Annotated in this window: 21 protein-coding genes; 15 read left to right on the forward strand and 6 right to left on the reverse strand. The window is 32.1% G+C overall.

Features of this window, described 5'->3' with window-relative positions; translation table 11 throughout:
* The first annotated feature begins 4 nt into the window (after positions 1 to 4).
* The 12 genes from AC3IPI_RS09645 (at position 5) to AC3IPI_RS09700 (ending at position 15372) form a co-directional block, all read left to right on the forward strand.
* Positions 5 to 2122 (forward strand): TonB-dependent receptor plug domain-containing protein, encoded by a 2118-nt coding sequence (locus AC3IPI_RS09645; RefSeq protein ID WP_489158705.1) that lies wholly within the window; start codon positions 5 to 7, stop codon positions 2120 to 2122.
* A 16-nt stretch (positions 2123 to 2138) separates the two neighbouring features.
* Entirely contained in the window at positions 2139 to 3254 is a 1116-nt protein-coding gene (locus tag AC3IPI_RS09650) for an HmuY family protein (RefSeq protein WP_489158707.1), read from the forward strand.
* Positions 3255 to 3568: 314 nt separating this feature from the next.
* On the forward strand, positions 3569 to 5047 hold the full coding sequence (locus AC3IPI_RS09655) for an SGNH/GDSL hydrolase family protein (RefSeq protein ID WP_489158709.1): 1479 nt from the start codon (positions 3569 to 3571) through the stop codon (positions 5045 to 5047).
* Between the two features lie 82 nt (positions 5048 to 5129).
* A complete protein-coding gene (locus AC3IPI_RS09660) occupies positions 5130 to 6461 on the forward strand; it encodes a GDSL-type esterase/lipase family protein (RefSeq protein WP_489158711.1) in 1332 nt (443 codons plus the stop codon).
* Between the two features lies 1 nt (position 6462).
* Positions 6463 to 8148 carry an MBOAT family O-acyltransferase gene (locus AC3IPI_RS09665; RefSeq protein ID WP_489158713.1) on the forward strand — a complete coding sequence of 562 codons (1686 nt, stop codon included), beginning with the start codon at positions 6463 to 6465 and terminating at the stop codon, positions 8146 to 8148.
* 454 nt (positions 8149 to 8602) lie between these two features.
* Positions 8603 to 9955: a signal recognition particle protein gene (ffh, locus tag AC3IPI_RS09670; protein WP_039112390.1), complete on the forward strand. Its 1353-nt coding sequence runs from the start codon at positions 8603 to 8605 to the stop codon at positions 9953 to 9955.
* A gap of 144 nt (positions 9956 to 10099) precedes the next feature.
* Complete coding sequence (locus tag AC3IPI_RS09675; protein WP_039119855.1) at positions 10100 to 10981, forward strand: bifunctional 5,10-methylenetetrahydrofolate dehydrogenase/5,10-methenyltetrahydrofolate cyclohydrolase; 882 nt, start codon at positions 10100 to 10102, stop codon at positions 10979 to 10981.
* 323 nt (positions 10982 to 11304) lie between these two features.
* Positions 11305 to 11778, forward strand: coding sequence for a hypothetical protein (locus tag AC3IPI_RS09680; RefSeq protein WP_323489736.1), 474 nt, complete (start codon positions 11305 to 11307; stop codon positions 11776 to 11778).
* 101 nt (positions 11779 to 11879) lie between these two features.
* The gene (locus AC3IPI_RS09685) at positions 11880 to 13622 is read left to right on the forward strand and encodes a tetratricopeptide repeat-containing sensor histidine kinase (RefSeq protein WP_489158716.1); all 1743 of its coding nucleotides are present in this window, start codon (positions 11880 to 11882) and stop codon (positions 13620 to 13622) included.
* Entirely contained in the window at positions 13615 to 14361 is a 747-nt protein-coding gene (locus AC3IPI_RS09690) for a LytR/AlgR family response regulator transcription factor (RefSeq protein ID WP_039119852.1), read from the forward strand. The genes AC3IPI_RS09685 and AC3IPI_RS09690 overlap by 8 nt, the downstream gene beginning before the upstream one ends.
* Positions 14362 to 14706: 345 nt before the next feature.
* Positions 14707 to 14997 (forward strand): hypothetical protein, encoded by a 291-nt coding sequence (locus AC3IPI_RS09695; RefSeq protein WP_052250156.1) that lies wholly within the window; start codon positions 14707 to 14709, stop codon positions 14995 to 14997.
* Between the two features lie 87 nt (positions 14998 to 15084).
* On the forward strand, positions 15085 to 15372 hold the full coding sequence (locus tag AC3IPI_RS09700) for a hypothetical protein (RefSeq protein ID WP_489158719.1): 288 nt from the start codon (positions 15085 to 15087) through the stop codon (positions 15370 to 15372).
* 222 nt (positions 15373 to 15594) lie between these two features.
* Here the strand turns inward: AC3IPI_RS09700 and rluF are convergent, their stop codons facing one another.
* From rluF to AC3IPI_RS09715, 3 genes are all read right to left on the reverse strand, one after another.
* Positions 15595 to 16407, reverse strand: coding sequence for a 23S rRNA pseudouridine(2604) synthase RluF (gene rluF, locus AC3IPI_RS09705; RefSeq protein ID WP_039119850.1), 813 nt, complete (start codon positions 16405 to 16407; stop codon positions 15595 to 15597).
* A 219-nt stretch (positions 16408 to 16626) separates the two neighbouring features.
* The gene (locus tag AC3IPI_RS09710; protein WP_039112384.1) at positions 16627 to 16962 is read right to left on the reverse strand and encodes an antibiotic biosynthesis monooxygenase family protein; all 336 of its coding nucleotides are present in this window, start codon (positions 16960 to 16962) and stop codon (positions 16627 to 16629) included.
* Between the two features lie 15 nt (positions 16963 to 16977).
* Positions 16978 to 18144 carry a cytochrome P450 gene (locus AC3IPI_RS09715; protein WP_489158722.1) on the reverse strand — a complete coding sequence of 389 codons (1167 nt, stop codon included), beginning with the start codon at positions 18142 to 18144 and terminating at the stop codon, positions 16978 to 16980.
* 76 nt (positions 18145 to 18220) lie between these two features.
* Here AC3IPI_RS09715 and AC3IPI_RS09720 point away from each other — a divergent pair, with 76 nt between their 5' ends.
* Positions 18221 to 18901, forward strand: coding sequence for an ArsR/SmtB family transcription factor (locus AC3IPI_RS09720; protein WP_489158724.1), 681 nt, complete (start codon positions 18221 to 18223; stop codon positions 18899 to 18901).
* A 132-nt stretch (positions 18902 to 19033) separates the two neighbouring features.
* On the opposite strand, the gene AC3IPI_RS09725 is transcribed toward AC3IPI_RS09720, so the two are convergent.
* Genes AC3IPI_RS09725 through AC3IPI_RS09735 form a run of 3 tightly spaced genes read right to left on the reverse strand, consistent with a single transcriptional unit; the run spans position 19034 to position 21812 of the window.
* Complete coding sequence (locus tag AC3IPI_RS09725) at positions 19034 to 19882, reverse strand: alpha/beta fold hydrolase (RefSeq protein WP_039118105.1); 849 nt, start codon at positions 19880 to 19882, stop codon at positions 19034 to 19036.
* Between the two features lie 52 nt (positions 19883 to 19934).
* Complete coding sequence (locus tag AC3IPI_RS09730; protein WP_039112380.1) at positions 19935 to 20714, reverse strand: zinc ribbon domain-containing protein; 780 nt, start codon at positions 20712 to 20714, stop codon at positions 19935 to 19937.
* A gap of 3 nt (positions 20715 to 20717) precedes the next feature.
* Positions 20718 to 21812, reverse strand: coding sequence for a Nif3-like dinuclear metal center hexameric protein (locus AC3IPI_RS09735; protein WP_489158727.1), 1095 nt, complete (start codon positions 21810 to 21812; stop codon positions 20718 to 20720).
* Between the two features lie 168 nt (positions 21813 to 21980).
* Between AC3IPI_RS09735 and AC3IPI_RS09740 the strand changes: the two genes are divergently transcribed.
* Together AC3IPI_RS09740 and AC3IPI_RS09745 are read left to right on the forward strand one after the other, a co-directional pair.
* The gene (locus AC3IPI_RS09740; protein ID WP_264208392.1) at positions 21981 to 22229 is read left to right on the forward strand and encodes a DUF2683 family protein; all 249 of its coding nucleotides are present in this window, start codon (positions 21981 to 21983) and stop codon (positions 22227 to 22229) included.
* Complete coding sequence (locus AC3IPI_RS09745; protein ID WP_039118102.1) at positions 22211 to 22492, forward strand: Txe/YoeB family addiction module toxin; 282 nt, start codon at positions 22211 to 22213, stop codon at positions 22490 to 22492. Before AC3IPI_RS09740 ends, AC3IPI_RS09745 begins: the two co-directional genes overlap by 19 nt.
* Positions 22493 to 22495: the final 3 nt, after the last annotated feature.

Genomic DNA, 22495 nt, shown 5'->3' on the forward strand with positions numbered 1-22495 from the left:
AATAATGAAAATTAAAATTATCCTATTTATTGCCCTTGTATTTTGTGAAACACTTTCTGCACAGGAAAAACAGAAAGACAGTATTCGTGCAAATGAATTATCAGAAGTTGTAGTTACTGGACAATTTGAACCACAATCTATAAAGAAGTCAGTGTTTAATGTGCGTGTAATAACAAGTAAGGATATTCAGAATTTAGCAGCAACAAATTTATCGGATGTATTAAATCAGTACTTAAATATTACAGTTAGACCAAGCGGGACAAGCGGACGTTCAACTGTATCTTTATTTGGATTAGATGCTCAGTACTTTAAAATTTTGGTTGATAATGTGCCTTTGATTAATGAAGCAGGTTTAGGAAATAATACCGATTTATCTCAAATAAACCTGAATGATGTTGAGCAAATAGAAATAGTTGAGGGTTCAATGGGAGTTAGTTATGGAGCAAATGCCGTAAGTGGAGTTTTGAATATTATTACTAAAAAAACATCAAAATATAAATGGAGTTTCTCTGTCTCAGGACAAGAAGAAACTGTTAAGAATGAATTTGCGCTTTTTGATCAAGGACGACATATTCAGTCAATAAAGGGATCGCATACTTTTAATGAAAACTGGTTTGTGAGTATTGGTGCAAATCGTAACGCTTTTCAAGGTTTTCTGGATGATAAAAACGGAATAGATTATATAGAAAATGATCAGTCTCGCGGATTTAAATGGCTTCCAAAAGACCAATTAAATGCAACAGCATTAATAGCATATCATAAAGGTAGTTTTCGTTTTTTCTATAAATTCGAATATTTAGATGAAGATGTAGACTATTACAATAGTACAGTGCAATCTGGTTACACTTCAGAATTAGGGTCGTACCGATACGCAGAAGATAAACGATATTTTACCAATAGATATTTTCATAATTTAAATGCGACTGGTAAGATGTTTTCAAAGTTAAATTATAATGTTTCATTTTCGCATCAAAAACAACAACGCGATGTTGAGGATTTTAGATATTATTTATTTACTAAAAGCGAAGCAAATAATGTTACTGTAAAAGATCAGTCTATGGAAGCACTTTACTCTACAGGTACATTAAGTAATTTTTTCTCTGATAGTCGAGTTGATTTACAATTAGGTTATGAGTTCGTAAACAATCAAGGATATTCATTGGTTCAGGAAGCAAGCAATAAGTTATCTCCAGTTAGAAAAAGACTTGAAAATTATGATTTTTTCGCTTCCTCAGAAATCAGAGCAACCGAAAAATTCTCTATTCGTCCAGGGTTACGTTTTTCTGCTCAATCGAAATTTGAAAATCAATACGCCTCATCACTTGGTTTAAGATATTTATTTGATAAAGGAGTTGAGCTTAGAGGTTCTTACGGTAATTCTTTCCGTACACCAACCTTTGAAGAGTTATATTCAAAACAAATTTTTGATGGACATTTTTTTACTGGTAACGAAAATCTTATTCCAGAAACAAGTACATCTTACGAAGCCAGTCTTAAAAAAATGTCAACTCTTGTTTCAGGATTACAAATCTCGAACACTCTAGCAGGAAGTTATTTAAATGTAGATGACCGAATTGATATGGCACTTGCAAGATTCAATCCGGATACTGGAAATCCAGAGTATGAATACATTAATATTAGTAAATATAAAATGTGGAATTTCTCGACTACCAACCAATTTAAAAAAGATAATTGGACATTTAATTTAGGGGCTTCTTTAGTTGGAATTTCTCAAAAAATAGAAAATCAGATTTTTTCTTCAGATGATAAGTTTCTTTATTCTTTTAATCTTAATAGTAGTGTTTCATATGTTATTCCAAGTTGGCAAACTACAATTTCAGCATATTACAAATACAATGGGAAATCACAACAATTTATAGAAACGACTTCAGCCTACGTGATATCAGAAGTTGATCCAAGTAATTGGCTTGATGCTTCAATTAGAAAAAATTTCTTTGGTGATAAACTAGAAGCTACAATAGGAGCAAGAAACATACTAAATGTACTTAATATAAATCAAACAAATACAAGTCAAGGAGTTGCTCATGCAGGACCATCACAAATAATGTTGGCTTATGGTCGCTCTTATTTTATAAAACTTACATATAACCTTAATCTTTAATATAAAATCAAATACAATGAAAAAGACATTTTTATTACTATCATTCGCATTATTGACACTTGGGTCTTGTTCAAGCGATGACAACAACGATACAACTACACCAGTAGGTCCTTCTGTTGGGCAAGTTTTACAGCCAAGCGTTGGTGGACCAAATCAACCTAATCAGGTTTTTGTAGATTTAAGTACAGGAAAGATAGAGTCTGTAAACAGAGCAACATGGGACTTAGGATTTTCTAGCGGCTCAGATTTTAGAGTTGTTATTAATGGATCTCTTAAAATGGCAGTGAAAAAGTTAGAAACTTCAGATATTACTTTGCCACAACAAAGTGATATTGGTGTAATTATTAGTGCAGGAATGAATTCTATACCCGCAACTAAAGGGTTTGCGGATAATCCAACAGGAGTATTAGCTGGAGCTGGAGCTGGAGTAGGGACAGCTATTGCTGAAATTTCGGCAACAGATACTGATAACAAAGTGTATTTAGTGAATCTTGGATTTGCTGTGAGTGCGGTAAAACCAAATGTAGGTAGTGTTGAGGTTGATGGAGCAGCTAGAGGATGGAAAAAAATTAGAATTTTAAGAAGTGGAAACGGCTATAAAATTCAATACGCAGATTTAGCTTCTGCAACTTTCACAGAAAAGATAATTTCTAAAGATGCAGCTTTTAATTTTACATTTTTTAGTTTGACTTCAGGAAATCCAGTATCTGTAGAGCCGCAAAAAGCTAAATGGGATTTAGGTTTTACAACTTTCACAAATTATACACAAGGTAAAGATGCAGATGAGAAACCAATTGAAGTAACTTATGGGTTTTCAGATTTTATCGTTTCTAATATGAAAGGTGGAGCTCAAGTATATCAGGTCTTAGTTGCAGATGGAGGAGCTTATGCTGATTTTACTAAAGCAAAAGTTGTTGAAACTAATTTTACAATATCAGTAACTGATCAAAGAATTATTGGTGCTAGTTGGAGAGTCGGTGGAGGACCGGGTATGTTACCAAGTATCAAAACAGACCGTTTTTATGTAGTTAAAGACTCTGAAGGAAATTACTATAAAGTAAAATTCCTTACTATGACAAATGCAGCGGGAGAAAGAGGTAATGTATCATTTGAATATGCATTATTAAAATAATCAAACAAAAAACGATTCCGTTTTTATGGAAATAAAAAGATTGGTAAGTTATTTCATGTGGTAGGGTTATAACTTATCAATCTTAATAATAAGACTATGTTTAAATTCAATTTAGATAGTAACTTGTTTTTTTTTTATTTTTTTTTGGAAAGAGGCTGGATTTATCTAGCCTCTTTTTTATTTTTATTTAATCGTAAAAAAGGAATAATAGATTTATTGTTTATTCTATCTTTGCAAACGTTTTAATTAAATTAATAGGAAATTTGGATAATGGAGCTCTTATTGATTTTATTCTTCAAAATTTATAATTACAAGTGAATACAAAATCTTATTTTTTTCAGTCTTTTGCAATTGTAGCATTAGCATTTGTAGCTTTCATTGGTTTTAAACAAATATTACCAGATAAAATTTTTCCTGAAAGTAAAGTCGACTCCAAAAACGTACTTGTAGATAGTATGCTTCTGGAATCGTTTGAAAAAGAAGGCGTATCTAAAAAAAATGATAGCACCGATGCTGATGATGAAGCAGGGGAGAATATCGTTTTTAATGCTAATGAAGGAATCGAATTCCCTTCTGAAACTTTCGATAATTATAAAGGATATCAATACCTGATATCTTTTTACGATAAATTATATCAATTAGAAAAACATCCTGAGGCAAAAGTAAGGATTGCGTATTATGGCGATTCTATGACCGATGGTGATTTAATTGTACAAGATGTTCGAAACAAATATCAAGAAAGATTTGGAGGTACAGGAGTTGGATTTGTTTCTATAACTTCAGAGTCAGCTGCATCAAGAGCTTCAGTAAAAGCGCTATATTCCAAAAACTGGAAAATGCAATCGTATCTTAATGTAAAGAGACCAACAAGTCCTTTTGGTGTAAACGGACATGTGTTTTTTGCAAATGATAAGTCAAATTCTACATGGGTTTCTTATGAGGCAGGTTTAAATAAATTTGCGACTAGTCTAGATAATCCAACCTTATATTACGGAAGATCATCAAAAACTGGAAAAGTGAATTTTATAATCGGAAAAGACACTATATCCAAAAGTCTTGCTCCAAATAATTTGGTCAACACTATAAAAGTAACTTCTAAAAGCATTAAAGCATTTAAAGCTAATTTTGTCCACGCAGATTCTATTCCTATTTATGGCTTCAATTTTGATAATGGTAGCGGAGTTCATGTAGATAACTTTTCGCAAAGAGGAAATTCGGGAATGCCAATTTCTATTTTTGATGCCAATGTAATGCAAAGTTTCAATGCCAATTTAAAATATGATTTAATCATTCTTCATTACGGAACCAACGTTTTAAATTATGGTACAAAAAATTATTCTTGGTATGGAAAAGGAATGACTAAAGCTGTTAATAAAATAAAAGCATCTTTTCCAGGAGTTTCTATTTTGATTATTTCTACTGCAGATAAATCGACAAAATATGATATGCAAATGAAAACCGATTCGGCAGTTGTTCCTTTAATGAAAGCTCAAAAGCGTTATGCTTTAGAAACTGAATCTGGATTTGTTAATTTATATACGTTGATGGGTGGAGATGGTTCTATGGTAAAATGGGTAGATGAAGCACCAGCAAAAGCCAATAAAGATTATACACATTTTAATCAGCGTGGAGCCAAAGCAATTGGCGGGTTACTTTATGAGCAATTGAATCAAGGTTACGAACAATATAAAGTTTTGCGCGAAAAAAGGGAAGCGGACATAAGAAAAGGCAAAACAGTCAGGAAAACGAATACAGATTCCGTATCTGTAATAAACGATAGTGTAGATGAATAAACTTATTATTTTCTTTTGTTGTCTTCTTTTTGCGTCTAATAACAAAGCGCAAAAAACCGAGCCAATTTTAATAACTAAAAAGATGACTGACAAAATCGATACAACAACTGTTGAGCCTATATCTGGGAGTCAAATTTATAATGCAAAGGTTTTAGAGGATTTCTTTAAGAAATTAAAAAGCAATGAGAATCAAGGGAATCATAAAATAAACATTGTTCATATCGGAGATTCACACATTCAGAGTGATTTGATGACAAACGAGATTCGTAAAGATCTCCAGAAAGAATTAGGAAATGCAGGAAGAGGTTTTATTTTTCCGTATTCATTAGCAAAAACCAACGGTTCTTATAATGAACGCTTTCGTTCTAATAAAAGTTGGGAAAGTTACCGAAACATACTTCCGGAGAAAAACTGCCCAATGGGGTTAAGCGGAATCGCACTTTGGAGAAATACAGATGGTTTTGTAATTGAGGTTAACGTAAAAGATCCTGCGTACAACTTTAATACAATAAAGATAATTACACCGCAAAACCAGCATATGTTTGATTTAGCAACTCGCATTCAAACTAATATGATTCAATCTTCGGAGAAAAAAGTAATTACACATAAAATAAAAAAAGGAGAGGCAATCTCGGTTATTGCAGATAAATACAATGTTTCGATTGCAGAAATTAAAAGAGCAAATCATTTAAAATCGAATGCAATTAGAGCGGGTAGAACCCTTAAGATTGTAACAAATGAAACACGTCCTAAAACAATCTCACAATCAGAGTATGTTCCTTTGGATATAGAATCAGATACGTTTACTCATTATTACAATACCGAAAAAGCATTAGATAAAATCTATCTTATTCCAAATAAGGATGCTAAGAAATATGAGCTTAATGGGTTAATTCTTGAGAAGAATTCTCCAGGAGTAATTTATAGCAGTATTGGGGTAAACGGAGCTAAATTTTCGGATTATAATAAATACCCTGTTTTCTTTGAGCAAGTAAAATCGTTACATCCAGATATGATAGTGTTGTCATTAGGAACAAACGAAAGTTATGACCGATTAGAAGCTTCAGGTTACATAAAGCAACTACGCGAGTTTATAAGTAAGTTAAAAGAACAAAATATTCATGTTCCTGTACTGGTTATGACGCCACCGCCATCGCTGTTAAAAGGAAGAAAACCAAATACGTTTGTAGCCGATTATACAAAACATATTTATGAAGCGGCTCAAACAGATGGTCTGGCAGTTTGGGATTTGTATAACGAGTTTGGAGGAATGAGTGGTATTGGGAAATTAAAAGCTCAAGGATTAATTGGTCCAGATTGGGTACATTATTCTAAAAACGGATATGAAAAACAAGGAAGCTTGTTTTCGAAAGCATTATTAAACGAATACGATAATTTTAAATTAAAAAAATAAGTTGATAACAGTTGATAGCATTAATGATTGGTTCGTTCAAAATTTTGGTGCACTTACATTAGAACAGGTTAAGGGTTGGTTTATATATAACCCAGAAGAAAAATTATTATTCAACACAGGATTATTCTTAGGATTATTTCTGGTTTTTTATTTTGTGTATGCCTTTTTGCGCAAGACATTTTATCTAAGATTAACATACGTTATTCTATTCTCGCTTTTCTTTTATTACAAGTCAAGCGGAATATATTTCTTGTTATTACTACTTTCTTCGGTTGTAGACTATGGCTTGAGTCAGATAATATATAATGAAAGTGTAAAAAGCCGAAAGAAAATATACTTGATAATAAGTGTTATCCTAAACCTAGGATTACTTGGGTATTTTAAGTACATGAACTTTATGATAGTTACCTACAATGATATGTTTCATGGTAATTTTGAGCTTCATGATATTTTCCTTCCAGTCGGGATTTCATTTTACACGTTTCAATCGATGAGTTATATTATCGAGATATATCGTGAAGAGATTAAACCAACAAAAAATTATATCGAATATTTATTCTTCGTTTCATTCTTCCCACAATTAGTTGCTGGGCCGATTGTAAGAGCTAAGGATTTCTTACCACAGATTTATCAAAAATTAAACCTTACAAAGGCAGACGTAAATAATGCGTTGTTTCTTATCATTGGTGGTTTAATTAAGAAAACGGTAATCTCTAATTATATCTCGGTAAACTTTGTAGATCGTGTTTTCGATTCACCGATGAGTTATACCTCATTTGAGAATTTAATGGCATCTTATGGATATGCAATCCAAATTTATTGCGATTTCTCAGGATACTCAGATATGGCAATTGGTATTGCATTATTGCTTGGGTTTAAATTACCAGCCAACTTTAGAACACCATATAAATCGGTATCGATTACTGATTTCTGGAGAAGATGGCATATTTCATTATCAACTTGGTTAAAAGACTTTTTGTATATATCTATCGGAGGGAATAGAGAGGGAACATTCGCAGGATTTTTATTCCCGAGTTTATTCTTTTTCGGATTGTTGCTTTGGGGAATCACAAATTCTTCCGAAAGTATAATTCCGTTAGTAATTGCTGTTGGAGGAATCGCTGTTTTTTGTTTGTCATTTTTGCTTTCAAACAAATTAAAGCAAACCATGGTAACTAATTTTAACCTGTTTACAACAATGCTTTTAGGAGGATTGTGGCATGGAGCGGGAGCACAGTTTATTATTTGGGGAGCATTACACGGGTTGGCATTAGCAGTTCACAAAATATTTGTAGAACTTTTCCCTTCAAAAAAAGAAAGTAACGGATTTAGTGCAATCTGGAAATTCTTCTCAATTGTACTAACATTCCATTTTGTGGTTTTCTGTTGGATATTCTTCCGTGCAAAAGATTTTGATACAGCAATACAAGTAATCAACAATATTGGACAATTAACATTCGAACCAGACCATTGGCAAACGATTGTATTAGGATATAAGAATGTCTTTTTATTAATGCTTTTTGGTTATGTATGGCACTTTTTACCAGAAGTGGTTACAGCCAAAATGAAATTAGTTTTTGATAAAACACCATTAATCGGTAAAGCAATTGTTTTAGGATTTGTGTACTGGATTGTTTATGCAACAGCAGTTGCAGGTTCACAACCTTTTATTTATTTCCAGTTTTAGTTTTTAAGGTTCAAAGAAGCAAAGTTAAAAAGGCGCAAAGGTTTATTCTTTTGCGCTTTTTTCTTTCACGCACATTTTGCAGATTTTTCTTCTACTTAATGTAAAAAATAATCTGCCTAATCTGCGGAATCTGCGAGAAACAATGAACCTTACGATTTTGCGACATTGCAAACAAAAAAATTCGCGGACTTTGCGAAAAACTTTGCGCACATTGCGGTTAATATTTAAAGCCAAAGATTAAAACGTTTATAAAAATCGGCTTAAATCTTTTTTAATCTGCGTGAAACAAAAAACTTTGCTGTTTCGCTCCTGATAACTATCCGGATTGTGCGAAAAAAAAAGCCTTGCGATCTTTGCGTAAAACCTTGCGAACTTTGGGGTTAAATGCAGTTAAATAAAAATTGCCTGAAATGTCTAATTAGATTATCTTTGCACTTCAAATAAAGAAAATAGTATGTTTGATAATTTAAGTGATAAGTTAGATAAAGCCTTCCATATATTAAAAGGACACGGTAAGATTACAGAAGTAAACGTTGCCGAAACCTTAAAAGAAGTTCGTCGTGCCTTACTTGATGCCGATGTTAACTTTAAAATTGCTAAAGATTTTACAACTAAAGTAAAAGAAAAAGCAATTGGACAAGACGTTTTAACTACACTTCAGCCAGGACAATTATTGGTGAAGTTAGTAAAAGATGAACTTACTGAATTAATGGGTGGTGATGTAGCAGGGATAAACTTGTCTGGTACTCCAAGCGTTATTTTAATGTCGGGATTACAAGGTTCAGGGAAAACTACATTCTCTGGTAAACTTGCTAATTATTTAAAAACAAAAAAGAATAAAAAACCACTTTTAGTAGCGTGTGATATTTACCGTCCAGCGGCGATAAACCAATTACATGTTGTAGGAGACCAAATAGGTGTTGAGGTTTACTCAGAACCAGAAAATAAAAATCCTGTAGAGATTGCACAAAATGCAATTAAACATGCTAAAGCTAATGGGTTTAATGTTGTTATTGTCGATACAGCAGGACGTTTAGCCGTAGATCAGGAAATGATGGATGAGATTGCACGTGTTCACAAAGCAATCCAACCACAAGAAACTTTATTTGTTGTGGATGCCATGACAGGTCAGGATGCTGTAAATACTGCAAAAGCATTTAATGATATATTAAACTTCGACGGAGTTATCCTTACTAAATTAGATGGTGATACACGTGGAGGAGCTGCGATTTCTATTAAATCGGTAGTAAACAAACCAATTAAGTTTGTAGGTACAGGAGAGAAAATGGATGCAATCGATGTGTTCTATCCTATTCGTATGGCAGAGCGTATACTTGGTATGGGTGATGTTGTGTCGTTGGTAGAAAGAGCGCAAGAGCAATTTGATGAAGAAGAAGCAAGAAAAATCCAAAAGAAAATTGCTAAAAACGAGTTTGGTTTTGATGATTTCTTGTCACAAATTCAGCAAGTAAAGAAAATGGGTAATATGAAAGACTTGGTAGGAATGATACCAGGTGCTTCTAAAGCTATGAAAGATGTAGAGATCGAAGATGATGCCTTCAAGCATATTGAAGCAATCATACACTCGATGACTCCACTTGAAAGAAGCAAGCCAGCAGTTATCGATGTAAAAAGGAAAGCCAGAATCGCAAAAGGTTCGGGAACAAAAATCGAGCAAGTAAATCAACTGATGAAGCAGTTCGACCAAATGAGCAAAATGATGAAAATGATGCAAGGCCCAGGCGGAAAGAATTTAATGAAAATGATGGGAGGCATGAAAGGAATGCCAGGCGGAATGCCGAGATAATAAAAAAAATAAGTAAGGTTTAAAGTTTCAAGATAATTGAAATTTTAAACCTTAAACTTTTTAATATAAACACAACTAAATTGATTTAAGGTTTTAGAACCGAAAAAACTTTAAATCTTAAACTTTAAAAACCCTTTAAAAAAAATGCAACTACTAGACGGTAAAAAAACAGCTGAGGATATTAAAAACGAAATTGCAATAGAAGTGCAAGCAATTAAAGATGCAGGAGGAAAAGTACCTCATTTGGCAGCTGTGATTGTGGGTAACGATGGGGCTAGTTTAACTTACGTAGGTAGTAAAGTAAGATCTTGCCAGCAAATAGGTTTTGATTCTACTTTGGTAAGTTTACCAGAAACAATTACAGAGGTAGAGTTATTGGCAAAAATTAAAGAACTAAACGAAGATGATAATCTAGACGGATATATTGTTCAGTTGCCTTTGCCAAAACATATCAGCGAACAAAAGATTTTAATGGCAATAGATCCAGATAAGGATGTAGATGGTTTCCATCCTACCAACTTCGGAAAAATGGCTTTAGAGATGGATACTTTTATTCCAGCGACACCATTCGGGATTATGCAATTATTAGAGCGTTACAAAGTAGAAACTGCAGGGAAACATACTGTTGTTATCGGGCGTAGCCATATTGTAGGGCGACCAATGAGTATCTTAATGAGTCGTAAAGGAAATCCGGGAGATTCGACAGTGACATTAACACACAGCAGAACAAAGAATATCGAAGAATATACTAAAAATGCTGATATCATTATTACAGCTTTAGGAGTTCCAAATTACCTAAAAGCTCATATGGTAAAAGATGGCGTTGTGGTAATCGACGTAGGAATTACTAGAGTTGAAGATGCTACAAACCCAAAAGGATATGTAATTACTGGAGATGTTGATTTTGCTGAAGTAAGTAAGAAATCATCTTTTATAACTCCAGTTCCTGGTGGAGTAGGACCTATGACAATTGCTATGTTGCTTAAAAATACATTATTAGCAAGAAAAATGAGAGCTGAAAAATAATATATTTCACTCATTGATATGAGTAAGCCTTAAACTTTTGTTTAAGGCTTTTTTTATGCTTTGCTTTTGGTTATATAATTTGTAAGAATTAATTGATAGTAGCGTACCTTTTTTGATTAAAGGTAAATAAATCAGATAAACTGCAGGTTTTTAACTAGTTATTTGTTAATGATTAAAAGTTATTAAGAAAATGTTTGTTATATTTGAAATAGAAATAAAGTGTTGCTCATCCCGCATTTTTAGGCAAATATTTTATTTCTGTGAACCTTATTTATTAACCATTGATAGGTCCCAAACCTATAAACTAACTAACTTTAAAAATTATGAGTACAACAAATTTAAATGTTGAAGGTAATGAAGTAATTACCATGCCTCCAGGAACCAAAATTTTCTCTGAAAATAATAATCCTGAGATAGGAAAAGTAACTTTTCCTGAAAGAAAATCTAAAGGGCTTTTGTCTCCACTTGTAGAAGCATATTATAATGCAGAGAATGATACGCTCTCTATAAATATTGTTGCTTATGTTGATTTAGATAGAAGGAATGAGGTTTTTCAATATGATATTTTCCAAAATACTTATATAGATATTGATGGAAATCCTCAATTGCAATTTTTTATAGCCTATAATATGCCTGAACAGGATGCGTGCACATTCTCTGTTCATGAGCTTAAATTTAAGGCAAATCCATATGCATTCATAGGTGATTTTTCAAAAATAAAAACAATTCAGACTTTTCTTTGGGATATAGATCCAATAGCTTCTAGAGGAACAGAAACTACTGTTCTACCTGGATAAAAATTATTGTTAAGTCTATAATAAAAGCGGGATAGATAAATAAATTTCTATAACGCTTTTATATAAATATCAATATGTAAAATATAAAGTATAAGAGTATAATGACTAAAATTAAATTATTTGCTACTTCAATATTGTTTTTTCTTTCCTTCCTTCTTTTTTCACAGGAGCGACAAGATGTTGGTAGTTTAATGGATTTAGCAATTAAAGCAAAAGTCAAAAAGTTTAAAGAGAATGTCAATTTTAATAAAGCTCAAATGTTTTTTAAACAAGGTAATTGGGATTCGACCCTTGTTTATTCTATGAAAGAAATAAGTAATACAACAAATAAGGAGCTTACAGATTATTGTCATTATTTTAGAGGGATTAGTTTTAAGGAAAAAAAATTACTTAATGAATCCAAAAAAGAGTTTAATGAAATTTCTAATGATTTTCAGTTTTTTTATAAAGTAAAAATGAAATTGGGTGAAATTGCATTAGGGCAAAATGAATTTAAAAATGCTTTGCAGTATTTTCAAGAAATAGAGAAATTTCCTAATACTGTTAGTTATGATTATAAAAGGAGCAATGTTTTACATAATATAGGATTGTGTTATTTACATCTTAAAGAATTTGATAAAGCAGAAGAGTATTTGTTTAAAGGTGCGAAATTACATGAGGTTGAAAAAGATACTTTATCCTTAATTGGATCCTATATGGATATTGCTACTTTATATTATGAACAATATAAGGACAATCAGGCAATTCCTTATTTTGAAAAGGGGTATCACCTTTCTAAAAAAGTAAAATCTTTTGCATTTAAAAAAACTGCGACATTAAATATGGCAGTAGTTGAGGAGAATAGAAAAAATTTCCCGCTTGCTCTAGCTTATCGTAAAGAATACGAGACTTGGAAAGATTCTTTAAACGATCAGAATAAAGTTTGGGCAATTGCTGATTTAGAAAAGAAATTTGCAGTAAAGCAAAAGCAAAAAGAAGTAAATATACTTGAAGCCGAGAATAAAATAAAAATTGCTGAAAGAAACAGCTTGTTGTTTTCTTCAGTCTTATTGCTAATCTTGTTTGGGACAGGGGTATATTTTTACAGACAAAAAATAAAAAATAATAAAATTATCCTGGCTCAAAAAGAAGAGTTAGACAAATTAAATGCTACAAAAGATAAGTTATTCTCTATAGTAAGTCATGATTTACGATCTTCGGTTAATGCTTTAAAAACAAGTAATAGCAAGTTAATTGAGAATCTGGAGACCAAGAATTATACCGAGCTAGATACACAGTTACATAATAATAGTGCAATTGCTAACGGAGCTTATAATTTGTTAGATAATTTACTCAATTGGGCTTTGTTGCAAACGAAACAAACCTATTTTTTTCAGGAATCGCTGCATTTGGCGACAATTGTACAACATGTAGAATATAATTATAAGCCATTAATGATAAATAGAAACATCAGTTTTGAAAATAGAGTTTCTACTACAGATTATGTATTTGCCGATATGGATTCACTTAAAATAATTATCCGTAATATATTAGATAATGCGATTAAGTTTACGAAAGACAATGGCAATATTTCGATTTACACCCGAGATTCAGATGATGATTTTTGTTATCTAGTTGTCGAAGATACCGGATTAGGGATGAGTGCTTCTACACAAGAAGAGCTATTGAAAAAAACAGCATTACTTTCTAAAAAGAAAAATGATGATACAATAGGAACTGGATTAGGAATGCAATTATGCAAAAGTATGATCTATAAAAATGGTGGTAGATTAGAAATTGAGAGTGAAGAAAATGTTGGAACTAAAATAATTATCGTATTACAAAAGTTTAAAAATCATGGATAATATAAATGTACTTATTATCGAAGATACTCCAGCAGAAAGCGATGCGCTTGTAAAAGTGCTTACCGCTAATAATTATAATATTGTGGGCATTGCACCTACTTATAACGAAGCGTTAGCGTTGTTTTATAACAATGCGATAGATGTTGTAGTAATAGATGTTTTTTTAGACGGAAAACCAGACGGAGTTACTTTTGCAGAAACAATTAATATTGTTCCTAATGGCTTAAAACCTTTTGTTTTCCTGACAAGTTCCAAAGATCGTCAGATTTTTGAAAGAGCTAAACTTACCAAACCATTTAGTTTTTTATTAAAACCATTTAACGAACTAGAAATCTTGTATGCCTTAGAAATGGCAGTCGAGAAGTTTTATGGTCAGACCAATGTTTTTGTTGGCGAAGAACAAGATACCGTTATAAGTGACGACTATCTTTTTATCAAAAAAAATAAAGCTTTAAAAAAAGTTAGAATTGAGGATATAGTCTATATAGAAGTTGAAGACAGATATTGCAATATAATAACAGACGTCGAAAAATTTGTAATCTTAATATCTCTTACCAAAATCATTCAGTTTTTGGACCCGGCTAAATTTAGTCAAACACACCGTAACTATATTGTAAATTTAAGCAAGATAGAAGAGATAATTGTCAATGATAATCTCGTTGTTTTAAAAGGAAACCACAAAGTTGTCCTAAGCGAGAAATACAGAGATTTCGTTAAAAAGTTTCGCGTATTGAGATAATCTTACTTTATATAATTCTCTACAACTAAAACCTCATTCATATTATATGAAGGAGGTTTTTTTGCTTATTTACTTTAGGGAAAAATCCCATACTACTTTTTTTACTTTTCATGACAATGATTTCCGTTCTCATGACATTTTCTTATTTACAGATTTAATTGTGCTATAGTTTTACTATAGGGAATTGATTAAAGCTAGCATAATTTAATTCTCCATGACTTTTTATTTGCCTGATAATTTATCTGGCAAGTAATTCATTAAATAGGGTTTTCGTGCTCTATTTAGAAACGTGGCGTTTCCGAAAAGCCTTATGAGTAGGACCAAGAACAATTAAATTATAACATTATGTCAAGTCAAACCCAAGTCTTAGAAAACCATGAGCCTATATTAGGTGGATGGACAGATTTTCGCAAACCTACAGCTGCAGATTTATTATTATTTAAACAAGCCTTAGAAGGTTATGTTGGAGTAAAATATATCCCTACGGCAGTTGCGACACAGGTGGTAGCAGGAATAAACTATCGTTTTAGATGTACTGCGTCAATTCCGCCTTCAGAGATTGCTTATGAAGCTATAGTGAAGATTTTTAAACCACTAGTTGGTGACCCGCATGTTGTGAAAATAACAAGGATTTAATACTCAAAAAAAGTTCAGTATCAATTTTTTAAAAAGTGATTTCTGAAGATTCTAAGAGTAATTAAAGTAATTTAAACTATAGAAATTATGTCAAATAATGCCCTAATAAATAATACGGAGACACTACTGGGAGGATGGACACTTTATCATACTCCAACCCCAGAAGATTTACAAATATTCAGAAAAGCAATGAATGGTTTGCTTGGAGTGAAATATAATCCAACTGCAGTTTCAACGCAGGTTGTGGCAGGAACAAATTATCGTCTTAAATGTAATGCAACAGTTGTTTCATCCGGACTTCCTTATGAAGCTCTCGTTGAGATTTATGACCCATTGTCTGGAAATCCTGTTCTTACAGGAATAACACCAATTTAATATTTTTTTGGAAAAGTGAAATTTTGAAACTATTTAAAAAGAAGCGGATCTGAAAAGTAAATAAATAATTTTTAAAAATGTTTATTAAGGTAATTGGAATTAAATATTCAATTATCATAAAATAGCATTACTTGTTGGTAAAAAATAAGATTGTAGAAAAAGAAAAGCCTGGAATTTCAGTTCCAGGCTTTCTTTGTTATATAGATTTGTAAGTACAAGAGTTTAATAGTCTCCTCTTTTCTTAAATCGAGGATCGTCTCTTTTTATAAATTCAGTTTTTCTTCTTGGAGTTTCAATCTTAGGTAAACTTGCTTCCTCAGTTTTACTCGAAGGTTCAATAAGCTCATTCAATTCTTTAATTTCAGCATCTGTTAAATCACGGTAGCGACCTACGGGAACATCAAGAGAAATATTAATAATACGAATACGCTTTAAGGCAGTAACTTCATAACCTAAATATTCCGCCATTCTTCGAATCTGACGGTTTAAACCCTGAGTCAGGATAATCTTAAAGATATATTTGCTTATTTGCTCTACTTTACATTTTTTGGTTACCGTATCAAGAATAGGGACACCATTTCCCATTCGCTCAATAAAGCGATCCGTTATAGGTTTACTTACAGTTACAGTATATTCCTTTTCGTGATTATTTCTTGCGCGCAGAATTTTGTTTACAATATCACCATCATTGGTCATAAAAATTAAACCTTCACTGGCTTTATCCAATCTACCAATTGGGAAAATACGTTTAGGATAATTAATGTAATCTACAATATTGTTACGAACCTCCAGATTAGTGGTACATTCGATTCCAGCAGGTTTATTAAAAGCTAAATAAACTGGTTTTTCGTGTTTTTCTACGATTAACTTTCCGTCTATGCGTACTTCGTCATCAGGTGAAACTTTCGTTCCCATTTCAGGTACAATTCCGTTTATGGTTACACGTCCTTCTTCGATTAGTTTATCAGCTTCACGACGAGAACAATATCCAGTTTCTCCAATGAATTTGTTGAGGCGTTTTAGATTTTCTTCCATAGTGCAAAAGTAGTCAAAAAATAGACATCTTTAATTTTAGACATCTTAGATTGTTAGACCTTTTAGACTTCTTAGATTTTAGATTTTAGATTTTAGATTTTTCGAAATCTTTAAAAAAAGCATTTTGCTTTTTTTTTAACCTCAGAACCTCAGAACCTCAGTCCCGAAGCCTCGGGATCAGAACCTTTGTTCCTTTGCAACTTTGTCCCTTTGAACCTCCTAAAAAGGACTATCCTTTGGCGTTTCTTTTCTGTCAAACATTCCGTAATCTCTTTTTACATCGGCAATTCTTAAATGATAATCTTTAAAAATTTCTTGTCGCCCTTTAGACTGAGCATTACGATGCATTTCGAGATTTCTCCATTGTTGGATGCTTTCTTCATCTTTCCAAAATGACAAAGACAAAACTTTTCCAGGGTCATTAAAACTCTGAAATCGTTCTATAGATATAAAACCAGAGATTTTATCTAACTCAGGACGTAAGCTTGCGGCGATGTCAAGGTATTCTTGTTTTTTTTCTTCGTTAGGAATTACTTCAAAAATTACTGCTATCATGTTGTTTAATTTAAATTATTGAATCGAAATCCAGATGTTTTTAGGTAATCTGGCATTTATCATAGGTTCATACAGAATGTTACTTTCTAGAATTGCAATTGTATTATAATTATTAAATAAATGAAATAAAGTCTCAGTTGTAAGATGAATCGAAAAGTATTTAGCCAGACACATATGCCCTCCAATCCCAAAGGTAAGATTCTCATCATTATTGATTCTTTCGATATCAAAACTTAAAGGATTGTCGAATTTTTTTTGGTCACGATTTGCAGCAGCAAGAACCAATAATAGGGTTTCATTTTTTTTAATTATAGTTTTATCTAATACAATACCCGTAATTGCAACTCTTCTTGTATTATGAATTGGTGGATCAAAGCGCAGGGTTTCAATAACTAATTTTTGTATCTGTGTTTTATTAATATTGTTTTTGGGTATTAGATTATGAGTATTAATAATTTGTAATAAAGAGTTACTTAAAAGACCTCTGCAAGCATCGTAACTTTGAATCAACAATCCAATTAAATTGCTTACAGATATTGTTATCGTTTCCTCCAAAGAAATAGTATGCGATTCGGATATTTTATCTAGTAAAGGCTTATAAAAACTAAGACTTGATAAGTGCTTTTTTACCATTGAATAACTATTTTCTGAAATTTCATTAATTGCCTGAACCTGTTCTGCAGATTTATTTGGCAGCATTATTTTTACAAGAAGGTCTATTTTTTCAGAAATGAATTTGCAATCATTTTGCCCAAAGCCAAAGCTTTTTAAAATAACCAAAACAGGAAGTTTTTTGCAAACAGAATCAACCCAATCTATTTTGTTTTCGATTAAATCATTATCTAATAATTCGGCAATGATTTGATTAATGTCAATTGATTTCATGTTAGCAAATAAAAGCATTGCAGTTTCTTTTGCAATGACATGTTGGGTTCCGTTTGATAATCGGGATAAATGATTGATGATTTTTAAAGCATATTCATTAAGTTTCTGTTCGTTATTAGGATTAATAGTTGGGATATTTACGTTGAGACTATTTAGAATTTCTGTGCAGTATTCATGAGAATAAATTGCCCAAATTTGGTTTGCCTCATCCCAAAAAATAGGATGCTCATTAAGCATTGTTTTATATATAGCATACGGGTCTTTAATATCCGATTGAAAGAATAAAGTAGGTGACATAGATTATGATTTTTAACAAAGTTATTTAACTTTACACGTAGATACTTCAGTTTAGATTTAACTATGATTGTATAAAATGGAAGAACAGTTTATAAAAATCGCAACATTAATCGGTGATCCAACCCGAGCATCAATTATGTGGGCGTTGCTCGACGGAAAAGCGTTTACAGCTACAGAACTGGCAATTGTGGGGAATACATCGCCGCAAAATATAAGCATGCATTTAGGAAAGTTGTTAGATGCAGATTTGCTTTGTGTAGAAAAACAAGGACGTCATAAATATTATCGATTTTCAAGTAAAGAAATTGCTTATGCTATCGAAGGGATGGCAAGCCTTATTCCGCCACAAGAAATTTCTCAAAAAATGAATACAGAAAAGCTTCCGCCAATAAAACATTGCAGAACATGTTATGATCATTTAGCAGGGAAAATAGGTGTGGCTTTAACGAATAGTTTATTAGAGCAAAATATAATTATTGATACTAATAATGATTTTGAAATTAGTCCTGAAGGGATAAAATGGTTTTCGGATTTTGGAATAAATGTAGATGAGGTCAGGAAACAAAGACGTTTATTCTTGAAGCCTTGTCTTGATTGGAGCGAAAGAAAAAATCACATGGCAGGATCTCTAGCTACGTCATTATTGAATAAAATGATAGTCAATGATTGGTTGCGAAAAACTGAAAATTCAAGAGCAATAATTATTACAGGAAAAGGAGAAAAAGAATTATACAAACAATTTAAAATAGTAGTTTAGACTTCTTAGATTTTTAGTGAATTAAAAAAAAGCAGAATGCTTTTTTTTAGAACCTTAGAACCTTAGAACCTTAGAACCTTAGAACCTTAGAACCTTAGAACCTTAGAACCTTAGAACCTTAGAAAACCTCTTTTAAGGAAATAAAAAAGCAACTACTTTTTGGTACAGCTCATCATCATGCATGCCGTGGCCTAAACCATTTGTAGCTATAAATTGGCTATTTTTCCAAGTGCTGGCTATTTTTTCTCCTTCTTCAAAAGCGACTACGTTATCTTCGATATCGTGTGCAATTAATCCTTTGACAGTGAAATTTGAAGCGAATTTTTTTCCAGAGAAGTCTTCCAGTTTTAAGTTGAAACGATTTACAAAACGATTCTCTAAAAGCGGAACCATTTTCTCGTTTAGGCTTAACATGGAAATATAATTATTGATAAGAGTTTGTAAATCTGATGGAGCACCTAGAATAACCATTTTTTGAATACTGGTTTCTGGATATAAATGCTGGTGATATACACAAGCGGCTCCGCCTATAGAATGACCAATTATAATTGTAGGCTGGTATTTTTGTACAGCTTTGTTAATGAACTCTGCATAAAGAGGTACGTTGAATTCTTTACCGCTACTTTGTCCGTGCGCAGGCGCATCTATCGCAATAATGGTACTTCCTGATTGTTGTAAGTGTGGGAGTGTTTTTTGCCAGCGCGAAGCGTTACTTTCCCATCCGTGAACGAGTAATATTTTGGTGTCATTTCCTTCCCAAGTATAAGTCTGAAAATGGTGCTCGTTATGATGAAACGTTTCAGTTTTGGTGTCTTGTAATATTTCTGGTAAGTTTTCTTTGCTTAATCTTCCTTCTCTTGGTTGGCTAAAAAGGGCGTATGAAATCTGCGCAGCTTTTTCTGGACGTACATAACTTAAAAAGTTAATATATTGCCCAACGGATTTTAATGTTATGAAACGAATACCTTCTTTAAGTCCCAAAATTGTAATTTTTAATATAAAAAAAGCCCCGAACTTCGAGGCTTTATATTCTTTAGAATTTAGAAAATAATAAATCCATTTTCTCTTTTTCTTCTTCTGCTAATGCACTATCAACTAAGATTCTTCCAGAATGCTCATCAGTGATGATTTTTTTTCTAGAGGCAATCTCTACTTGTGTTTGTGGTGGAATAGTAAAGAAAGAACCTGCAGATGCACCTCTTTCAATAGATACTACAGCCAAACCATTACGAACACTAGTTCTGATTCGTTTGTAAGCCGCTAATAAACGGTCTTCGATTAAAACTTCGTACTCAGCTGATTTCTCAGATAAGAAGATTTCTTCTTTTTGAGTTTCGGCCATAATCGCATCCAATTCAGATTTTTTGTGTTTTAGATGAGAAGATTTAGACTCTAGTCTTTCTTTTAAACCAGAGATTACTTCTTTTTTATGCTCAATAGAAACTTTCATTTCTTTGATTTGCTTTTCAGCTAATTGAATTTCTAATTCTTGAAATTCAACTTCTTTAGTCAAAGAGTTAAATTCTCTATTGTTACGAACTGATTCTTGTTGTTTTGTGTACTTTTTGATGGCTTCTTTGTGATCATCAATAGCATTTTTTCTAGTCTTGATTTGCTCTTCAACTATTTCTAGTTCGCTTTTCAATTTTTCTGAACGTGTGCCTAAACCTGCAACTTCATCTTCTAAATCTTCCACTTCTAATGGAAGTTCTCCTCTTACGTTTCTGATTTCGTCAATTCTAGAGTCAATTAGCTGTAAATCGTAAATTGCTCTTAACTTGTCCTCAACACTTAATTCTTTCGTATTCGCCATATTCTATAAGTACTTAACTGGATTTGTATTTTCTTCTGATAAAATGATTGCAAAATTAAGGATTTTTTTCCGAAGATAATCAACAATATAATTTTTTGTATAGCGTTCGCTTTCAAAATGTCCAATATCGGCTAATAGTAATCGATTTTCGGCTTCATAAAACTGATGGTATTTTAAATCGGCTGTCAAAAAAGCATCGGCTCCAGCCTGAATTGCGTTTTTTATAGCAAAACTTCCAGATCCGCCAAGAACAGCTACTTTATGAATTTTTTTGCCAATTAAAGCAGAATGTCTAATACCATCTGCTAACATTTTTTCTTTTACATAAGGTAAAAAATCAGTTTCGTTCATCGGAGTTTCAAATTCTCCAATCATACCTAAACCAATGTTTTGATGTGCATTTTGTAAATCGTAAATTTCATAAGCTACCTCTTCATAAATATGATTGGCAAACAGTGTTTTCAGAATTTTTGATTGCAAATGTTTTTCAAAGATAACTTCAATTTTTATTTCAGTTCCCGTATGTAGTTTTCCTCTTTCGCCAATTACAGGATTACTGTCTTCATTTCCCTGAAAAGTAAAAAAACCTTCGGTATTAAAACTGCAATTATCATAATTACCAATAGTTCCTGCGCCAGCGGCAAACATTGCATTTCGAACCTTGTCAGCATTATCAGGAGTAGTATAAGTGATTAATTTTTGAATGTAATTTTGTTTCGGAATCAAAACACTTGTATTTATCAAGCCCAAAGCATCACAGAATATTTTGTTTACTCCTTGCGAGTGATTGTCTAATGCAGTGTGAACGGCATAAATAGCAATATCATTTTTTATAGCTTTAAGGATAGTACGTTCTACATAGTTCTTACCCGTTATTTTTTTTATCCCAGAAAATAGAATCGGATGAAAACAAACAACCAGATTACAATTTTTGGTAATAGCTTCGTTAATCACGTTTTCAAGCGCATCGTGACAAACTAAAACCCCTGTAGCTTCTGTAGATGAATCACCAACTAAAAGCCCGACATTATCAAAATCTTCGGCGTAAGCCAAAGGAGCCATTTCTTCGAGGACTGCTAATATTTCTTTGATTTTCATTTTTTATTTTTTTGATTCAGGTTTCATGTTTTATAAAGTAGCAGGAAACCTGAAACAAATTAACGAATAATAATTATATCTGGTAATACTTATTCATACTAATGGTAATACTAATTCGCACTAAATAATTACGAATGTTGTATCTTTGTTTATTCAAAATTTATAGTCATGACTACAATAACAATAAAAATTAACGAACGCACTAAAGCGGGGAAAGCTTTTATCGCTATGTCTGAATCCTTTTTTAAAGATGTCGAAGGAATCGAAATTATTGAAACAGATTCAAAAAAAATTAAAAAAACAGAAAGTATATATAGTCCTGAGTTTATTGCTAAAATTAAAAAAGCAGAAGCAAATATTAAAAAAGGAAAAACTACAAGATTAAATCCTGATGATATATGGGGAAGTATTTTGTAGAATTTGACGACATTGCTCGTAAAGATTTCAAAAATCACTATAAATCAGGAAATAAAGCAACTATAAAAAAGATTGAAAAAATACTTTTAGAGTTAACTGAAGACCCTTTTTCAGGTGAAGGAAACCCTGAAGAATTGAAGTATAATCTTAAAGGATATTGGTCTAGACGTATTAATCAAAAAGATCGTATGATTTATCGGGTAGAAGATGAAATTGTAACTGTTATTATAGTTTCAGCCATGGGACATTATTCTGATAAATAAATT

Source organism: Flavobacterium sp. GL_143 (genome assembly GCF_057834355.1).